This is a genomic window from Bacteriovorax sp. PP10 (assembly GCF_035013165.1).
Lineage (GTDB): Bacteria > Bdellovibrionota > Bacteriovoracia > Bacteriovoracales > Bacteriovoracaceae > Bacteriovorax > Bacteriovorax antarcticus.
The window spans coordinates 2,001,305-2,020,183 of record NZ_JAYGJQ010000001.1 but is presented as its reverse complement, the minus strand read 5'-3'; the positions used below and the strand labels follow the sequence as shown (position 1 = coordinate 2,020,183).

The window sequence follows — 18,879 nt, the reverse complement described above, 5'->3', positions numbered from 1 at the left end:
ATGCAAACACTCGAGCTCGATCAATTTTTAAAAACACTTTTAAAACCCGAGCTCTTTGATGATTACTGCCCGAATGGTTTGCAGATTGAAGGTAAACCAGAACTCAAAAAAATTGTGTTTGCTGTTTCAGCAACCAGAGAATCGGCCGAATACGCGGCCGACGTTCATGCCTCTGCCCTAATCGTTCACCATGGATTATTCTGGAAATTTCACGGTACCAGAACTCTTACAGGGCCTTTTTATAAAAGAGTCGCTCCCCTTCTAAAAAATGATATTAATCTTTTTGGATACCATCTACCTCTTGATGCCCATACGGAAGTGGGAAATGCTGTGGCCATTGCCCGCCTGATTGAAATGGGTGAGCTTATCCCTTTTGGAAATCATAAAGGTGCTTGTACCGGGATTATGGGGACGTTGCCTAAAGCTCTTAGCGGAAGTGAACTCAAAGCACTTCTCGAAAATAAACTTCAACATTCTGTTCACTACTCAAATCCAATTGATGGCAGACCGATTAAAAAAATCGGAATCATTACCGGTGGAGCAAACTCTGAATGGAGAGAAGCTCATAAAATGGGTCTGGATGCTTATATCACTGGAGAAATGAGCGAACACGACTATCACGAGTCTCGTGAAGCCGGGATTCATATGTTTGCTGGTGGTCACCACGCAACGGAAAAATTTGGGATTCAAGCTTTGATGAAAAAGATTCAGGAGACATATCCGGATCTTCAGTGTGAGTATCTCGACTCTGAAAATCCGGCGTAAAAATTATTTCGCTTTTAAAGAGAGAGTTAAAACAAAGTTGGCCACGACTTCTTCCGGGTTGATACTTGGAACAACGGCCTTAATTTCTACGGGCATGTTCATTCTCTCGCCGCTTTTAATAACATCAGCAACAAATTTTTTGATTTCTGGAATTTGAGTCACAATGAAGTGAACGTCACCTTCTGCACGCTTTAAAAAGTCAGCTTTGAAGTCTTTAAAAGAGAGGGCCACTTTCTTTTTAGAAGCTGTGATTTCATTCATAGCAACCAGACCACCTGCCAGGTCAGCACCAGTGCAAAGAACACCAAAATACATAGAGTTTAAATGGTTTTTCGTTCTTCTATTAAGCGGAATTTTAATAATGCATTCTTTATCATCCATTTTTACAACAGATGGAGAAACCCAGAAAATAAGAGGAACTTTCATGAATCCAAAAAGACGGACAAATAAAGTGTCCTGATATTTTTTAGGAACATTTTTCTTTAATAGTTCTTCGATCATATTAAATCCCTTTTTTTAATTCTAATGTTCTTTTATGAGCGGCCACAAAAGCGCCACCTAAAATATTGTCCAGTCCGTTTTTTTCCAGGATTTGTAAGGCCTCGAACGTTACACCTTTTTTAGATGTCACCTGCTCTCTTAACGTTTCAAAAGAAATCCCTTCGCTTACGGCATTTTCCATAAGTTTAGCACTTCCTAAAAAAGTCTGAGCAATTATTTCGCGGGCCTCTGGATTATTCCCTGCGATGGCAATAAGGTGCTTTTCAAAAAGTCTGGCAAATTCGAAAATAAGGGCCGGCCCTGAACCACTAAAAGCAGTGATCCCATCCAACTCTACTTCTGATTTCATAATGAATAGTTTTCCTAAACCTTTTAACATCTCAGTCATTGATCCTGAATCAAATGGTGAGTAATAAAGATTTGCACCTGCGCCAATTCCCGAAGGAGTGTTAGGCATCAGGCGGGAAATATTTTCAACATTAAACTTCTTAGATAATTTTTCAATTCCAGTCCCGGCAAGTACCGAGAGAATTTTAGAATTGTTATTAAAATCAAATGCAAAATCCAACAGGGACTGAGGCTTAAACGCCAGGACATACCAGTCTAAATCTTTTGGCATATCACTTACGAATTCAACGAAATGTCCGTTGACCGCTCCTGCCAGCTCCTGTGCCTTGGCCTTAGTAGGCGTAAAAAAATACTGCTCCACAGTTGGGTCAAACTTTTTAAATCCGTGAGCAAGGGCCGCGCCCATATTTCCACAACCAAAAAAACCAATACGCATCTTAGATCTCCAGGTCTAGAGGAGCACCATGTCTCATCGTGTTTACAGCAAGAGATCTTACCCATACGTAGTTAAGCGCCTGGTGGTAGAAGTCTTGAGCTTTCAGGTTGTCATTAACCGTTAAGATTAATTTCATTCTCTGATCAGTTTTCCCATCATTTAGGAAATCTCCAACGTGAGCTGAGTACTCTTCCATTAATCCGTCATAAATGATCACAGATAATTTTGGATCATTGATCACGTTTGCTAGTTCTGATGTTTTTGTAAAATATACTTCCAGATTTTCTTTTGAGAAACCGGCAGCAAATAATGTGTCTCTTAAATTCATCCACCATTGGAATGAACGGTTGTTTCTACAAACAACTGAAAGCCCTGTTCCCGCTGCTAGACATGAGAACACCTGAATCAATGTTTTCAGTTGTGGTCTATCAGTGATCGATACCACTAAAGCATGCTCAGCTGTTAAGTTGTAATCGTTGTAACTTAACTGACCTGGGATCACGCGATTTTTGTGTTCTTTTTCTACAAAGTTTACGAAGTTTTTAGATAACCATTTTCGGTAATCACGAAGTGAGTCTTTGTAGTTACTGAAAATCCCCTGATAGTGAGTTTCAAATGATGTAATGAATTGATCCAGGAATTTTTCCATACGATCAACACGTGATTGAGCTACTAATTTTGAAGGTCGCTTTAAAATCACTGGTGAATCATGACCTTCTTCTACAACAAAACGTCCTTCATTACTTTCTGACGGCAACATTTCTTTCGTCTGGTGAAGAGCTAAAATAAAGTGGCGTCCACCGGCCTTTGGCCCTGTTCCTGAAAGTTTGAATCCACCGAATGGCTCGATTGCGACTCTTGCTCCCGTAATTGTACGGTTGATGTAAACGTTACCACTTTCAATTTTTGTCAGAAGGTAGTCGATATCATTTTGTGACTGACTAAAAATCCCACCAGTCAGAGCGTAGTCTGTCGAGTTGAATAATCTGGCAGCGTCATCAAGAGTCTCAAATCCCATGATGTGAACAACCGGCCCAAAAAGTTCTCTTTGAGCAAAACTGTCTTTATCAAGAGCACGTGAGTATGGAAGTTCAATAATAACCGGACCTACACAGTATCCTGGTAATGCTTCGTTTGAGCGATCGATAACAACTTGTCCACCAAAGTTAATAGCTTCATTAGACGCTTCTCTCGCTGCTTGTCTCAAGCGCTTTTGATCGTCTGCTGTAATAACCGGGTTAACTGTTGTATCGAATTTATAAGACTCGCCTACTTTTAAATCCGTTGCAGCTGCGCGAAGCCTTTCAATTAATTTATCTTTAAGAGAGTTGTGAACAATAACTCTTGAGCACGCTGAACACTTTTGTCCGGCATGTCCGAAGGCAGAGTATAAAATCCCAGACACTGTTTCATCAAGCTCAGCATTCTGAGTCACGATGACAGCGTTCTTTCCACCCATTTCTGTAATGGCCTTCACTGGATAAGTCTTTCCCGAAAGTTTATTTTTATAAAGTCTCTTTCTCGCGATACTTCCGATGTGAGTTCCAACAGCTTTTGAACCAGTGAAAACAATCGTTGAAGTTCTCGGGTCTTTTACAAGATAATCCCCTACCGTTTCTCCCTCACCTGGAAGGTGAATCAGAACGTCTTTTGGAACTCCTGAAGCATGAAGCATATCAACCAGGAGTTGAGTCACTAGTGGAGTTTGCTCAGCTGATTTTAGAATAACAGTGTTTCCACAAACAAGAGAGCTCACCACCATTCCGCATGGGATAGCGATTGGGAAGTTCCATGGAGAGATAACAACAGTTGGCCCTCGTCCTGTTAAGTCTGTTTGATTTCTTTGTAAGAAAGCCTCTGTACGAGCGTAAAAGTTTAAGAAGTCGATTGCTTCATCAACATCGGCAAGAGCTTCTGAAACAGATTTCCCTGCTTCATAAACGATAAGAGCTGAAAGCTCATTTCTTTTTGCCAGCATTAAGCTTGCTGCTTTTACCAGAGTTGCTGTTCTAAATGGCCATTTTGAATTGGCCCATGTGCCTTCGTTGTAGCTTTTATCAATTGTATCAAGAGCAATGCTTGCATCCTGAAGGTTAGCAAAACGAATACGTCCTACTAAGACTTTCGGGTCAGAACTTGCGTTGATTGAGACCCAATCACCCATGAGGTCTTGAGCATTGATGTAATCAATTCCCAGAGACTTCATTTCAAAAGTTGTCAGAGCTTTTTCCATCCATTGTCTTTCATTATCTAAATAAAGACGAAGTGGAGACACGTTGAAGAATTCATCTTCAAGTTTAGAAACAGATTGATCGCGGACGATCTTTCCTTCTTTCTTTTTTTCTTCATGAATCGCGTACGGCGATTGAAGAGTTAAGTGTTTTTTATGTGAACGCATGATCGTTAACACTCCTACTTGAGAAGAGTTTTCCATAATACGTCTTACCAGATACGCCATACCTACAAGTAAACTTCCTACTGGAACGTAGTTTCTTGTCGCCCAACCCATTTTTGCCAGAGCTGTTGAAAGCGCTTCATAAGTCATGTGTAAACACTGGTGCTCAATTTCTCCTACATCTGGATAGAATAATTCTTTGGCCGCTTCAGCGAATCCGTGGTCAGAGAAATTGTGAGAAGCTAACGCTAGTTTTAAATGCGGGTGAGCTTCTAAGATTTTCATAATCAGTTGTCTGAAGTGAATATCTGTTTCTTCTTTATTTAAAAATTGTGGAGCATTAAAGCTGTGGGCATCCCCTTCTACAGTTTCAGCATCCCAGTAAGCGCCTTTTACAAGACGAACTGGCATTGGAAGATTTCTCTCTTTTGCAAGTTCTACAATATCTTTTAAATGTTTAGCACCATCACGAAGGTAGGCCTGGATAACGATACCTGTTGATTGGTAATCACGCAGTTCCTGAGTTTCAAGTAAAACTCGGCGGTAAATTTTAAAAACCACATCGCGGTAGTGATAGTGTTCTGCATCGATATTGATGAAAACGTCTTCTTCTTTAGCAGTGATTAAAATTTCTTTTAATCTAGGGCCAACTAAATTGTATGTGTAGTCGAAGGCCTGAGGTTTAAAGTCTGAGCATAATGCCGAAACTTTAATTGAAACGTGAGCACGGTTAATACCGGCAACGTTTAATTCACCTTTTTTAACGTGAAGAGAGAATCCTCTTACAAGTTTTAAAACTTCGTCTTTGTAGTGGTCCGCTTCTTTTTCAGAAACAACTAATTCACCTAATTGATCGAGAGTTACGTCGCGTTTTGTGTCGTATAAAGCACGAAGTGAGCGGTCAGCTTTTTCAATGCTCTCACCAGCGATAAAACGTTTTGCCATAAGTTTTACAGCATTTCTCACCATCGTTGCCAGAGGCCATGCCGGAATCACTTTTGCTAAGTAAAAAATTGCCTTGATACCAAGTGTGTATGTGCGAGGAAGAGCTCTGTCTTGCCCTCTTTTTTTAGCACGTCTTGCTTTTCTGTTATCTTTTAAGAAACGAGAAAGAGCTTCGATCAGAATTCTTTTTACTTCTGATCCTTTTTTATCGTGATCAAGAGATGGAAGAATCGCTAAAAACTTTAAAAGGTGGATGCGAAGTAAGGCATACTGAGCAGTAAGCCCTAAACCAAAGTCTGAAACATCTTCAAAAAGAGTTGGGCGGTATTCATTTAAAAAGCTTAAAAGTTTTTTAACGATTTCTGCCGATCTCACTTCGATCGCCTGGTATTTTGGATCTTTTAGTAAATCAGGAAGACCATCAACTCTAATCAGGTCTTCAATAACCGTCGGGAAATTTTTCACCTGAAGAGAAGCGGCCATTTCAGCATGCGCTCTAAGATCTTTCACCTGAGGGATATTTAAATCAAGAATCTCACTTTGCTGAAGAAGGAATAATTCTTGAGAAAGTTTTGGCGTATAAAAGCGCACTTCTTTTTTATTGAAATAAAATCCAACTAAAAATGGAACTGATCTAAACACCATTTGTGTTCTGAAGTTATTTGTCAGGTTTTCCATGAACGGCTTAAGCTCAGCTAAGACGTCAGCGTGAATAACATCGTCACTTCCCATGAATGTGTCAGCAAATTCTTCATAGAAGAAAAAGCTCCAGTCATGGTGATTGACCTTTCTAATAGTCATAAGAAAATTCTCAGGCACTAATGGCATATACTAGGCTCCGTAAAGGGATGAAATTAAAAAAATAAGTGACCCCAAAGATAACTCTAAAGGCGCGATTCGACCATAGTTAAGGTTGCTCTTTTTGGAGTTTGACTAATAGCATTTCTCTCCCTAAAATTTAGTTATGATGACCCTTGGATCCCTTTTGGTTTACCATTCACTGACAATTTTGAATGCCGCGAATCTTTACACTCTCAAAGACCTTCAAGTTTTAGAGCAGGAAAAGAATTTCGAGGAATTCCTTATGCACGTCAACGACATCCGTCCTAGCGAGCGTCAAAAATTGTGGAAGGATATGTACCAGTCCATGGCCATGGAGCTTGTCGACTACAAAACGAGAACTAAAGACTTCAGCATGGAGGCCTTCAAGCAAATTGAAGACATTGGACGCTCAAGTGCTTTGTTTAACGACGAGTTCTTTCAATTAAAAAGATCCATTTACGCTAAAAAGTTCTTTAGTGAGTGCTACAATCAGGCCTCAGAGAAAAAAGACGCTCAAAAAATCGCAGGAGTTAAAACTTGTGACTCAGAGTTGAATTCTTTTTGGTACTTCTCTAAAAAGGACGCTGACGTCGGTTTGGAATTTGCCAAACTTATTGAACGCTACCCAAGTACACTGAGCAGCTGGCCGTTTTATCAAAGGGCCATCAACGACAGTATCGCCAATCTTTATTGTGAAAAGCCAGATATTCAAAGAGCAGTGATCAAAAAGCTTACGCAAGAAAGCTTTGAAGCTGACTTTGACGGCAATTATAAAAACTTAATTAAGCGTTTTGTTCCTGAGAAATGTTTCGGGAAGATCATTCCCTCTCTTCGCCTGGGGCTCCAATCGACCGTTACAAACGGTTTGGAAAAAGAGATGGCCATGAACCTTCTTTCAGCTTCTGGAAAGCTTACAAAAGAAGAAGAAGACTTATACGCGGTTCTTTATATGCTTGATGGGCCTGTGGTCGGCGATAAAATGAATCTGGCGTGGAAAAAGATTGAAGACCTGAGCACTCAGTACACGAAAAGAATAAAAATCCTGGCACAAATCAAAGCACTGCCATTGATTCCTGATAAAATCTTTAAAGATGCGAGTCTGCCTCGCAATAAGGCCATTATTAACCTGTTTGCTAAGAATTTTCCGGAGTATTTGAACTTTTACGGTGAGAGCTGTGTGAAGTATCTAGAGAATAAGGATGAGTTTACGGGGAATATTGCTTCTAGTTTGCAGTGTAATGAGTTTTTGAGAACGGCCAGTGATTTGAAAAAGTCTGAGAATACTGAGTGGGTAAGTGATTCGGTTCAGCGTTCATATTCAGGTCTACGTAAGTAGCTTGAAAAAATGCTCCAATGGAGCATTTTTACTTCGCAATAAAATTCCTAAAACACCACACTTCGAAATTTTGAGTTCAAGCTACCCCCAACTTCTTTTGAATTTCTAAAAAAATAGCAAAAAAAAAGGCCACCCGAAGGTAGCCTTTTTTTATTAGAACTTTCTTAATTAATTAAGATAGGTGTTTTCCAACGATCCCAGCAAGTTCGAACATAGTTACTTCTTTTTTTCCAAAAAGTTTAGCTAGTTTGTCGTCTGCGATGATGTTTCTTTTGTTTTTTGGGTTTTGAAGGTTGTGCTTCTTAATGTAATCCCAAATTTTTGAAACAACTTGTGTACGTGGAAGAGGCTTAGCTCCAACGATTTCAGCAAGGATAGCTGAAGGAGTAAGTGCTTTCATGAAAGCTGCGTTTGGCTTACGAGCAGTTTTAACTTTTGGAGCTGCTACTTTTTTAGTTGCTTTAGCTGCTTTTGGAGCTGCTACTTTTTTAGTTGCTTTAGCTGCTTTTGGAGCTGCTGCTTTTTTTGTAGCTTTTGGAGCTGCTTTTTTTGTAGCTTTTGGAGCTGCTTTTTTAGTAGCTTTTGGAGCTGCTTTCTTAGCTGCTGGAGCTTTTTTAGTTGCTTTTGGAGCTGCTTTTTTAGTTGCAACTTTTGCTTTTTTCTTAACTGCCATGGTGAATCCTCCGTTTAATTAGACATGTTGTTGATTGTCTAAAAGTGTTTATAGAAAGTAGTAACCGTTTTTTTTTAATCATACAAACTTTTTTTTCGAGCTTCTCTTTAGAGATTTTCCCAATGAGATTTCCTTTTTTTATTAAGGTACTCTGAGATCGGTTTCACTTTTTTTGTGATTTTCCCTCGAGAAATTCGTTTGTAAGTAAATTATTGCTCGAAAATTTTCATCATGTCTAGAGTAAAAAGCAACTTTTTTACTTTTTTTTGTTTTTTTTCCTAGGGAAAATGATGAAACTCCCTAGGAAAAAGTCTTAATTGAGTGTCTTTACCCACTCAACCACCAGTCCATCAGGCCCTAATTTCCTAGGAGTTTTCTTATATTGATGAGACTCATTCAGTGAATACATTCTAAAATTGTCGATACGACAGTAGTGGTAGATACGCTTTAATTTCTTCTCGCGCGCTACTCTTTCAAAGAATTTTTTGATTTCGTGAGACAGTCCTGCCCCCTGATGATCGATCTTAATGGCCGTATTCTTAGTTAAAAGCGAGTCTACCTCTTCTTTATAGAAGACTGCAGCCACGACCTCACTATCTTCCATTAAAGAGTGCAGCTCCCATCCGTCGGCCACTTCTTTCTTAATCTCATCAAATGTCCATTTGAAGTCTGGGGAATCTGAGAACGCGTCGATATTGTAATCGTGAATCGATTTGATATCTTTTTCCGTCTTGGCCTTTTTAAAAGTTAACTTCATGGCAATCCTTTGCGATTAATAAGTCTTTTTTTATTTTTAGTGAATTATAGAGTCACGATATAGGCCGCCAGGTCTTTAATGTCCTGTTCAGTTAGCTTCGTGATGAATGGAAGCATCTCTGGGTTCTTTCTCACTCCAGATTTGATTTCTGTGACTTGCTTAATAACGTACCAGTCGTGCTGTCCTGAAAGCTTTGGGGCCTTCTGAGCAGGGTTTCCTTCCCCTTTCTCACCGTGACACTGGATACATGTAGCGTATAGAACTTTTCCTTTAGCTGCATCCTGAGCGAATGCTGAAGCTGAAAAGGCAGATAAAACTAAAACTGAAAGCATTAAAAGAGAACGATTCATTAAAACCTCTAAGAAGATAAAAAAGAAATAATCTTAAACTGTAATGAATTTTACTCTAAAAGAATATTAGACGGCAACCACTTTCATAGGGGGAAGCGTTTCTGCTCCACTTAAAACGGTGCTAATCAAGATTGAAAGGCCTGCTTCATCCACTCCTGACGGCGTCGATGTGACAGTTAAAACTTCATCTTCGCACAGGATGAGCTCCCATCCAAGCGCAGCTGAAAGCTTCTGGGCCCACTGGTTTTTAGCTGCTAAACTTAGCTGATTCCAATTTTCTCGCAGGGAAAAAAGGTTTTCGGCTTCCGTTCCAAGCTTTGCTTTGACAGCAGAACCGACCAAAGAAATTTTGTTCGAATTAAGAATCTGTTCCAGCTCGGGGATATTTTCAGTGAAGGCAGGCAAATGATTTTCGTCGCGTAAAAAACTTTCGATTTCTCGAAAATTTATTTTCCATATATCCAAAATTTTCCTGTTTTCGGAAAATTTTGCCAGCACTGAAGCGATGATAAAGTCCACATCATCGGCATTTTTCCCATGAAAAGCTGTCAAAATCTTGTCATTTCCATCAACAGTGACGACGAAATCAGAAAGTAATCCTGCTTTATAAAAGCTGGGATTTTTCAAAAAACTCTGTGCTCGGTTTGAAATGGAGTTTAAATTTACTTTCAAGTTGATGACGCCTTCTTTATAGTGGGCATTGGATAATGCTTAATATTTGGATCACTCTAACATGACAAAAAAGCAAAAACACTCAGAAAAACTTCCCACGACTATCATCGTAGTCGGCCCCACTTCATTTAAATGGAAAGTGCTGACGCCGTTTTTAAAACGTGCTCAGGTTAAGTTGTTTTTTGTTGATGGTGGCCTGATTCATCAGGAGAAATTCCAAAAAAAGGCGCCACTTCTTATAAAGAAGGCCGAATCTATCGGAGATGGCGACAGCTCAAAAAAACCCATGACCATGTTTAAGGATGATCAGAATCTTTCTGATTTGTCATACTGCTTAAATCTAATGAGCAAAGAAACTCATATCCAAACCTTCTTGTTTGTCGGTTTTTTAGGTGGGCGCCTCGATCATCAGTTCTTTAATTTAGGGGAAATTTCCCGTTTTACTAAAACGACAGACGCTCAAATCCTGCTTGAAGATAAAATTGAATTCTTCCCAAAAGGAAAAATTGATGTGGAGATTCAGGGGATTTTTAGTTTGGGAAGTTTTGAAGACAACCAGATTAAGATCAAAGGAGCGTGCCTTTATAAGTCCAAGAACTGGCTTAAGCTCCCCACACTAAGCTCTAGAGGCCTCTCAAATGTGGGAAGCGGCAAAATCGAAATTGAATCGAAATCGCCGCTTGCTGTTTTTTACTCTTAAATTATTGGGCCGGATTCAGGATCAATTTAAAACGAACATCTTTCGCGTCTAAATCCAGCAGCTGGTCTCTATATTCGCCGGCAATGAACTTTTTAACCTGATTATTATAAAAGGGAGAAAGTAAGTGACCAGAGTTTCCAGCTGGCAAGATCCCCCATGATTTTTCGGGGTGAGAAAAATCAATAATTCTTCTGGTAGATGGCCCCGCTTTCACTTCAAAGTCCCCTTTAAAGCTTGTGACCTTTTGATTATTTACTTCTTGTGTAGCACCAGGAATCGGAAAAGGGCCTAAATTAAAAACATAGTTCAATGGTTTAATTCTTCCGAAAGGATGGGCATACTCAATCGTATGCAGCTTCCCCCACTGCCAATTATCAGTGTTTTTTCCAAACTTCTTTTCTAAATCCACAATTGTTTGGGCCAGAGTTTCTCTAAAAAGATCACCGCGGTCGTATTTTTTCCACCATGGTGACTCTTTTTCTAAAACAACACGTTTCAGGAAAATCCATCCATTTGGAACTTTAGCGAACACTTCTCTTTCATCTTCCGTCAGATCTTTAAGTAACTTTTTTTGAATCTCTCTCGTCCATGAATAGTAAATCGATGGCGCGATGCTTTCGATTTCAGAACTTAGATTCCAGCTTTTTAAAATCTCGAAATACTTCTGGTAAGACTTCCTCTCACTTTCAGAGGCAAAATTGGTATCGCGCAGAAGAGTTTCAACCAAAAGCTTATTTTCAAAATTCATACTGAGAGATTGAAGCTCCATCGTTTCTTCAGGAGACCACTTCTCTTTATGAGATAAAACATTTTCAATCGTCTTATAACGATCATCCGGTTGCCAGTCCCCTCGTAAATTAGCAGGATATCCCTCTGGTCTTGAATTGGCCGAAACGATCATGCCGCTTGCCGGGTTTTCCATATGTGGCTTTTCATCAAAGGTCAGTGAGCCCAGGATTTCATCCTGACCGTTTTCACCATTTAAAATAAAATCTGATTTAATCCCCGGTCTTTTTTTCCAGACTTCTCCAAACATCCACCAGCCAATATTTTCTTTATCGGCGTAAAGAATGTTGAGTCCGGGAGCTTTTCCAGTTGCAACAGCAGCTTTAAACTCTGTCATGTTTTTTGCCCGGCCCATTTTAAAGACCGTCGTGAACGGGTCATTGGCCTCATCATAGAAGGCCCACTGAAGCGATAATGATTTATCCGCCGACGTATCACTCAGTGCGTGATCTAAAATCGGCCCGTGGTGAGTGGAAAAAACCGTCATCTCATAATCGGGAGCGCCTTTCACTTTAATCACTTCAACACGTGAGGTTAGAGGTTTCTTCTCTCCTTTATATACATAAATTTTTTCTTTCAGATCAACGTTCTCTTTAAAGATGTCCATATCATCTGTCAGAGTCATCGTCAGACCCCATGCACGCTCGCGATTGTGTGAAAGAATCGGAAACGGAATCAGCGATAAAAAATGCCCGTAAGTTTCAAACGTCGGCGTCTTTATATGTGCCTCAAACCAAATTCCCGGGTGAGAGTATGAAATATGGGGATCGTTAGCGAGCATAGGAGATCCGGAAACTGTTTTTTTGCCGGATAACAACCAGCCATTTGATCCTTCAAATAAATTAAAACCATTTTCAAGATCGGCCACAATTTTTAAAACAGATTCAGTAATATTCTGCTCAACACTTACAACTCTTGTAAGGTTTCCCGGAATTTTTTCATTTCTTAGGTCTTCAACCAGGTCTCCGCCAATTCTCGTGACAAGCTTAGTGAGAAGTGGCTCTGTCATTATAGCGATACCAAAACTAAAACCCATCAGGCCCACGAAACTTTGTCCGTCGACCATTGAAAAAGGACGAGGCTTAAGTCCCAGCATGACAAATTCAATGGGCATCGGCCCTTTTTCAATAAACTGGTTTACACCGTCATAATAAGCACCAAGCTCTTCCACCATTTCGGGATCAAAAGAATTTTCGGCCAGTTTTCTTTTAATCATCTTCTCCGATTCACTCTTTAAACCGAGATTTCTAAAAAGTTTATCTGAGGCCAGGGCCTTTTGCCCGAAGAGTTCGGCCAGCTCCCCTTCTGCCAGACGTCTGCTTACTTCCATTTGAAAAAGTCTTTCACTGGCCATGACAAAGCCCAACGCTCTAAATGCGTCGCGATTGTTTTTAGCTGTGATATGAGGGATTCCGTTTTGATCGCGGACCACTTCCACCGGTGCAGAGAGATTTCTTAAATTGAGCTCTCCGCTCATTTGAGGGACTCTCGCTTTGACAAACTCATAACCGCCAACCAGGACGACAAGGAAGAGAACTGCCACTAAAAAGAGACTAATCTTTAACGTTTTCTTTTTGCTTGATGATGTATTCATGAAATAATCATAAACATAATTATGAAAGATGTTAAACACAATTCAGACCGTTCTATTTTTCTCGATGTACTTCGAGGCTTCACTGTCGTCTTGATGATTATCTTTCATTTTTCTTTCGACTTGGATTATTTTGGATTTATCAGTGTCGATATCGTCCACGCACCCTTTTGGTATTTCTTCCCACGCCTGATTGTTTTTTTATTCTTATTTGCGGTAGGGATTGCACTAAGCCTTGCTCATAGAAATGGCATTAAGTGGAAGTCCTTTGGTAAACGTTTACTGCTGTTAGTGTTTTGGGCGACTATCATTAGTGTCGTCACTTATAAATTTTTTCCAGAGAACTGGATTTATTTTGGCACTTTGCACGCAATCGCCGTTGTTTCTGTCTTTTCTTTGCCATTTTTGAAAAGGCCATGGGAAGCACTTGCAGTGGGACTTTGTTTATTCATTCCTTCAATTACTTTTGATGTAACCATTCCATGGATTCAACTGCCCCATTCATCGTGGGATTACATCTCACCATTTCCCTGGTTAGGTGCTAGTTTAATTGGGATATTTGCCGCGCACAAAAGAATTTACCTGGTAGATTTTCCACGTAATGCTTTGGTTAAATCTCTGAACTATTTAGGCAAGCACTCTCTTTTTATTTATCTGGTTCACCAGCCAATTCTCTTTGGTTTTCTTATGCTAATTGTGAAACTTAAACGTGCGTAGTCCAATGTGTTTATGATATAAAAAATCATTACATATTAGGGAACTACAACTGTGAAAAGACTATTAAAAATAGACTGGAATAAAGTAGAGCGCACTATTGGTGGATTAAAATTTGCCGTCGTTATCATCTTGCTTTTTTCTATCTCAATGATCATCGGAACTTTTTTAGAATCATACTACGGAACAGATTTCGCAAATCGTACTGTGTACAAAACTTTCGCCTTCATGCTGATTCAGTTTGGTATGTTGATGTCGATTATCTTCGCTGCGTTTTTAAGACTGCCGCCTAAGAAAAGACTTTATGGATTCTACACAATCCATGCAGGCCTTATCATTATAGGTGTCGGATCGATGATCACTTATATTGCCGGTGTTGATGGAAGTATCACTCTTGCTCCAAATGAGCCTAACCGTCAGGTTGTATTATCTAAAGACGTTTTAAAATTCACTTACCCTGAAGAAGGAAAACAAGTGACGTCTGAGCTTCCTTATAGTGCTTTCGCCAAAGAAATTAACGAAGACTATGATGGAATCAATGTTGTTGAGTACATTCCATTTGCTCAAGGGAAATTCGTTTGGACAGACTCGATCAATACTTATCCAAAAGAGCTTCCGGTTCAATCGTCTAAATACTTTTTCAAAAACCCATTTGCCTCTGAAGAAATTCTTTTAACTTTGCACCCAGAAGCAAGTCAGGAATTCCAGGCAACGCAAACGATGGGACCTTTAACGTTTAATTATATGCCGCTTAACCTAGCGACTTGTTTTGAACAACAAAATCCATCTGGTCTTATTATCTGGAACTCTGAAACGGGAGAATGTTTTACTCCTGAAGAAAAAAGAATACCGGTAAAAGAAACGACTGCTAAGAATCGTTTTGTCGTCATTCCCATGGCAGACAAAAAACTGGTGACTTTCTTCCCGGACTTCTCACCTTTCCCGGTAGACGCAAGTTTCCAGGTCGATCAAAAATCAATCTATAGATCATTCTCAAAGAAACTTTTCCAGGAAAAGCCGGCCCTATTTTTATTCGGTGAAAAACTTGCTTACTACTCTAAAGCTGACAACAAATGGTTAGTTCAGGATATTAAGTTAAAAGGTGACAGTGTTTCTCTTCCCTGGATGGGAGCAGAAATCACATTAAAGGATCACCAGGAAAAATTAGTTCCTTTCAATCTTCCAGTGGCCACTGTGCCGATTCAAAAAAATGGTGTGGTTATTAAAGGTGACATCCGTGCCGTAAGATTAAATATCTTAGGTAAAGAGTATTGGGCAACTAACTACTCTCCACTAAGCTTAATCATCAGCGGTAAAAAAGTTATCATCGAAGTGACAAAAGAAAGCTTAACTCTTCCATTCGAATTAGCTCTGACTCAATTTAAAATGGATAAAGACCCTGGGACAAACAACCCGGCAAGTTACGAGTCTTTCGTAAAATTATTTTCTGATGGGAAAATGTCAAACCACCATGTCTTCATGAACAATCCAATGAAGCATTTAGGATTCACTTTTTATCAAGCGTCGTATTCGCAAGACAGCGGCGGGAACTATAGTACAACTTTAGCAGTCAACGTTGATCAAGGTCGATTCTTAAAATACCTTGGTTCACTAATGTTGGTGTTCGGTGGAATCTGGCACTACAATCTGAACAAAAGAAAAAAAGGAGCTACTGCCTAATGAAAACTTTACTTTTTTTAGCACTACTGACAGTGAGCAATGCCAGCCAATCAGCTGAAACATATTTTTGTAAACCAGAACTTGAAACACTTCCCACTCAACAAGGTGGACGAGTAAAACCATTATACGTTCACGCAAGTGAGGCGATGAAGGCCTTAACTGGTAAAGCAAAAGTTGGTGATCTTTCGGCCGTTGAAGCTTATTGCCTTTTATCACTTAACGGCATGGGACTTCCAAGTGACATCAAGCTTATGGCAAAAATCGAACACGTTGATGCCATTAAACATTTAAATCTTCCTGAAGGTGAACACCTAGTGGCCTACGACACTTTAGTCGCGATGGAAGACGATGTTCGTAACGAAGCAAGAAGAACTGATGTAAGCGACTCTTATAAGAAGTCGATGGAAAAACTCTTCAACAATATTTTCTTATATAAAGAAATCAAATCAGGAAACAACTGGTACCTAGCTGACGTTCAAGGAACAGTTTTAAACTGGCTGCCTTTAACAGCTTATTTAACTGAAGATAAAGTTGTCGCTCAAAAAGAGCTGACTCCGATGGACCCATTCCTTCCAGTCATGCTGAGAACGAAAGTCATGTACGATCAGGCCTTCGGAACAAGATACATGGTTGAGTATTATTATGCGAAAGCAGGTCTTGCTAGCGTGGCCATGCTTTTATCTATTCTTGCTCTTGCTTGTCTCGTGCTATTTAAAAACTTCAAGATCGCTTTAGGGTTTGCAAGTTTATCAATTCTTACACAGATCACATTGATCACTCTTCGAGTGATTGTTTCAGGACGCGCTCCTATTACAAACATGTATGAGACTGTTTTATTCTCTGGTGCCGGTGCCCTTTTATTAGGTCTGATTCTTGGCCACTTTAAAAACGAAAAACTTTTTGTTTATATGGGTCTTGCTTACAACGTTTGTACTCTAATGATGATTAACTTCGCCAACGGAATGCTAACGGCGACGATCTCTCCTCTAGTTCCGGTTCTTCGCGATAACTTCTGGCTATCAACTCACGTAACAACAATTATTCTTTCATACGGAGCGCTTGCTCTGAGCTGGATTCTTGCCAACACTGTTTTAATCAAACGTCGTCTTGGCAAAATGGATAGAAAAGAAGAAGCGTACCACGCTGACGTTATCTACACGACTCTTAAGTGGGGAACGACAATGCTTGCTGCCGGGATTATCTTAGGTGGTGTGTGGGCCGATTATTCATGGGGAAGATTCTGGGGATGGGATCCAAAAGAAACTTGGAGCTTAATCGTTCTGTGTTTTTATACAGCGATTCTTCACGGACGTTACACTTCATGGATTAAAAACGACCGCTTTATGACAGTGACTGCTGCTGCATTCTTAAGTGTAATGATGGCGTGGTTTGGTGTTAACTACATCCTGGCATCAGGACTTCACTCTTATGGATTCAGTGAAGGTGGAGCAGTGTTCTTAGGAAGCTTCTTCTTAGTTCAGATCATCATTTTAATCATTACGAAAAATTACTCAAAAGGTAATAAAGAAGCTGAACCTGTATAGGGTTCAGCTTCTATAAAACTATTTTGTAAAGTTAACTTTTTCAATTCCAATTACACCAAGAATTGGTGAACGTTTCGCTACAAAGTGCATGCGGTTAAATGGCTGCTTATTATAAGTCATAACCGCATCACTACCATCCATCGTCGCTTCAATCGTATACTCTTTTCTCTGACCGTTTACACCGTTATAAAGTGTATCTAAGAAGAGAACTCCACCACTTGATTCATCAAAGTTATGGCTATAGATGCGAACTGTAATGTATTTATCTTTTCTATTTAAAACAATCCCGTCACCAAGCAGGTCTTTCGAATTCATTTCTACGCGCTCAACTCTCTTGTTATCCACCCATCTTTCTTTATATAAATGAGTAACAACACGAGACTCTTCATCATAGTCCACAACCATCTTTCCGACTTCTTTATCGATATCGTTTGTGACAACACAAAGAACTTTTTCAGCTCCGAATGCTGAAGATATTATTGTTGAAAGTGCGATGACTGCCATCATCTTTGGCAAGATTGATAATTGCATATGATTCCCCTGTATTTGTGTACAAGGGATTCATCGGCAAAATTTTCTCGATCATGAGCTTATATTAGAAAAGATGTTTTAACTGATCGACGTACTCAGGTTTTTTCATTCCCACTAAAACGTAATCAAAACCATAATCTAAATAGGTTTCAATCGCCATTGTGGCAAATGGTCTGTTTTCTTCATCTGGAAGAAGTCCTATTTGCTGGGCCTGTTTTTTAAATTCGATCGCTTTATTTGACAAGTTTCTACGGGAATAAATTTGAGAGATTTCCATTAAATCATAAAATGGTTGAGACTCAACAGGAGTCAGGGCCTTGCCCCATACGCGTGCGATGAATGGAAAAAAGTGGCCAAAATAAACCTGCTCAACTGCGTCTGGAGTCTGCAGTGTATTCCATAAACCTGTGAACTGCTTAATCATGCTCACTTCATTAAAATCTTCGGCCGTTGTCATTTCATCACTACCTTCGGCCCATTTATCTTTTAGGATCTGCATGCATTTTTCAAAAAGCGCTTCTGCTTTTTTCTCGTCTAAGTCTTTATACATATCTTCATATGTGGCCAGGCGAATCAGGTTATTTTGTGTGAAGGCATTAAGTGGACGATTCACCACACTCAATAAATTATTTTGCATACATAGTTCCAGTAAACTCTCATCACCATAGTCACCCAATTTCTCAAGTGCACCGATTTCAATTAAGTTAAATGGAAATTGAACCATCTTAAAATTCTTGGCACCAATCTCACCTAAGATCATAAGGATCTTGCTTAGGTCAGTGACCTGAGGGTCATTGATCGGAAGAGTAAAATTATTAGAGCTCACTCCATAATGTTTGATTCTTCCCTTCGTTACTTCTTCTTCACAATAGATGAACGCTTTTTTCAAGCGAGCGTAATACTCTTCTTGTGTCGGGTTTTCTCCCTGAAAATAATATTCCGGATTATGTAATAAAAAATAATCAACAGAGTCTCTTTGCAGTCTTTTTAAACTTAGAGTTAATTGACTCTCTAAAAAATCAGGATGAATAGAGTGTTTTAATGTGTCGCTGATATCCACTAAATCATCTACTGCAAGATTTTTTGCATTCAATTCGTCGATAAGAGCTAAATTGCTTCCTTGAATGTACCCAGCTTTTGTGACAATGATCGGTTTGAAATTGGGATGTTCTTTTAAAACTGATCCGATTAACTCTTCTGATTCACCATTGGTATAATTGGCAGAAGTATCAATCAGACTACAACCTGCTTCCAATGCTTTCACTAAAGATTGACGGTGCTCTTTCGAGCGAATGCTTACACGGTAAGATCCAAATCCTACTTGACCCATAAA

Annotated in this window: 16 protein-coding genes; 6 read left to right on the top strand and 10 right to left on the bottom strand. The window is 39.6% G+C overall.

The window, feature by feature from the left end; all coding sequences use genetic code 11:
* Window positions 1–765, top strand: coding sequence for a Nif3-like dinuclear metal center hexameric protein (locus SHI21_RS09905; protein WP_323576227.1), 765 nt, complete (start codon window positions 1–3; stop codon window positions 763–765).
* A gap of 3 nt (window positions 766–768) precedes the next feature.
* Here SHI21_RS09905 and SHI21_RS09900 read toward each other — a convergent pair whose 3' ends face one another.
* Genes SHI21_RS09900 through SHI21_RS09890 form a run of 3 tightly spaced genes read right to left on the bottom strand, consistent with a single transcriptional unit; the run spans window position 769 to window position 6,191 of the window.
* Window positions 769–1,266 carry a PaaI family thioesterase gene (locus tag SHI21_RS09900; protein ID WP_323576225.1) on the bottom strand — a complete coding sequence of 166 codons (498 nt, stop codon included), beginning with the start codon at window positions 1,264–1,266 and terminating at the stop codon, window positions 769–771.
* 1 nt (window position 1,267) lies between these two features.
* Entirely contained in the window at window positions 1,268–2,050 is a 783-nt protein-coding gene (locus tag SHI21_RS09895; protein ID WP_323576224.1) for a pyrroline-5-carboxylate reductase family protein, read from the bottom strand.
* Window position 2,051: 1 nt separating this feature from the next.
* Complete coding sequence (locus tag SHI21_RS09890) at window positions 2,052–6,191, bottom strand: bifunctional proline dehydrogenase/L-glutamate gamma-semialdehyde dehydrogenase (protein WP_323576222.1); 4,140 nt, start codon at window positions 6,189–6,191, stop codon at window positions 2,052–2,054.
* A gap of 163 nt (window positions 6,192–6,354) precedes the next feature.
* On the opposite strand from SHI21_RS09890, the gene SHI21_RS09885 reads away from it, so the two are divergent.
* On the top strand, window positions 6,355–7,548 hold the full coding sequence (locus tag SHI21_RS09885; protein WP_323576220.1) for a hypothetical protein: 1,194 nt from the start codon (window positions 6,355–6,357) through the stop codon (window positions 7,546–7,548).
* A 172-nt stretch (window positions 7,549–7,720) separates the two neighbouring features.
* On the opposite strand, the gene SHI21_RS09880 is transcribed toward SHI21_RS09885, so the two are convergent.
* From SHI21_RS09880 to SHI21_RS09865, 4 genes are all read right to left on the bottom strand, one after another.
* Window positions 7,721–8,221: an SWIB/MDM2 domain-containing protein gene (locus SHI21_RS09880; protein WP_323576218.1), complete on the bottom strand. Its 501-nt coding sequence runs from the start codon at window positions 8,219–8,221 to the stop codon at window positions 7,721–7,723.
* A gap of 313 nt (window positions 8,222–8,534) precedes the next feature.
* Window positions 8,535–8,978, bottom strand: coding sequence for a GNAT family N-acetyltransferase (locus tag SHI21_RS09875; protein WP_323576216.1), 444 nt, complete (start codon window positions 8,976–8,978; stop codon window positions 8,535–8,537).
* A gap of 44 nt (window positions 8,979–9,022) precedes the next feature.
* Entirely contained in the window at window positions 9,023–9,328 is a 306-nt protein-coding gene (locus SHI21_RS09870) for a c-type cytochrome (RefSeq protein WP_323576214.1), read from the bottom strand.
* A 66-nt stretch (window positions 9,329–9,394) separates the two neighbouring features.
* Window positions 9,395–10,000 carry a hypothetical protein gene (locus SHI21_RS09865; RefSeq protein WP_323576213.1) on the bottom strand — a complete coding sequence of 202 codons (606 nt, stop codon included), beginning with the start codon at window positions 9,998–10,000 and terminating at the stop codon, window positions 9,395–9,397.
* Between the two features lie 61 nt (window positions 10,001–10,061).
* Between SHI21_RS09865 and SHI21_RS09860 the strand changes: the two genes are divergently transcribed.
* Window positions 10,062–10,700, top strand: a complete 639-nt coding sequence (locus SHI21_RS09860) for a motility associated factor glycosyltransferase family protein (RefSeq protein WP_323576212.1) — start codon at window positions 10,062–10,064, stop codon at window positions 10,698–10,700.
* 1 nt (window position 10,701) lies between these two features.
* Here the strand turns inward: SHI21_RS09860 and SHI21_RS09855 are convergent, their stop codons facing one another.
* Complete coding sequence (locus SHI21_RS09855) at window positions 10,702–13,080, bottom strand: penicillin acylase family protein (protein WP_323576211.1); 2,379 nt, start codon at window positions 13,078–13,080, stop codon at window positions 10,702–10,704.
* Between the two features lie 21 nt (window positions 13,081–13,101).
* Between SHI21_RS09855 and SHI21_RS09850 the strand changes: the two genes are divergently transcribed.
* The 3 genes from SHI21_RS09850 to SHI21_RS09840 are packed head-to-tail and all read left to right on the top strand — an operon-like array spanning window position 13,102 to window position 17,015.
* A complete protein-coding gene (locus SHI21_RS09850) occupies window positions 13,102–13,794 on the top strand; it encodes a heparan-alpha-glucosaminide N-acetyltransferase (protein WP_323576210.1) in 693 nt (230 codons plus the stop codon).
* Between the two features lie 51 nt (window positions 13,795–13,845).
* A complete protein-coding gene (locus tag SHI21_RS09845; protein ID WP_323576209.1) occupies window positions 13,846–15,471 on the top strand; it encodes a cytochrome c biogenesis protein ResB in 1,626 nt (541 codons plus the stop codon).
* Window positions 15,471–17,015: a cytochrome c biogenesis protein gene (locus SHI21_RS09840; protein WP_323576208.1), complete on the top strand. Its 1,545-nt coding sequence runs from the start codon at window positions 15,471–15,473 to the stop codon at window positions 17,013–17,015. Before SHI21_RS09845 ends, SHI21_RS09840 begins: the two co-directional genes overlap by 1 nt.
* 18 nt (window positions 17,016–17,033) lie before the next feature.
* Here the strand turns inward: SHI21_RS09840 and SHI21_RS09835 are convergent, their stop codons facing one another.
* A complete protein-coding gene (locus SHI21_RS09835) occupies window positions 17,034–17,546 on the bottom strand; it encodes a hypothetical protein (protein ID WP_323576207.1) in 513 nt (170 codons plus the stop codon).
* A 64-nt stretch (window positions 17,547–17,610) separates the two neighbouring features.
* A complete protein-coding gene (locus SHI21_RS09830) occupies window positions 17,611–18,876 on the bottom strand; it encodes an aldo/keto reductase (RefSeq protein ID WP_323576206.1) in 1,266 nt (421 codons plus the stop codon).
* Window positions 18,877–18,879: the final 3 nt, after the last annotated feature.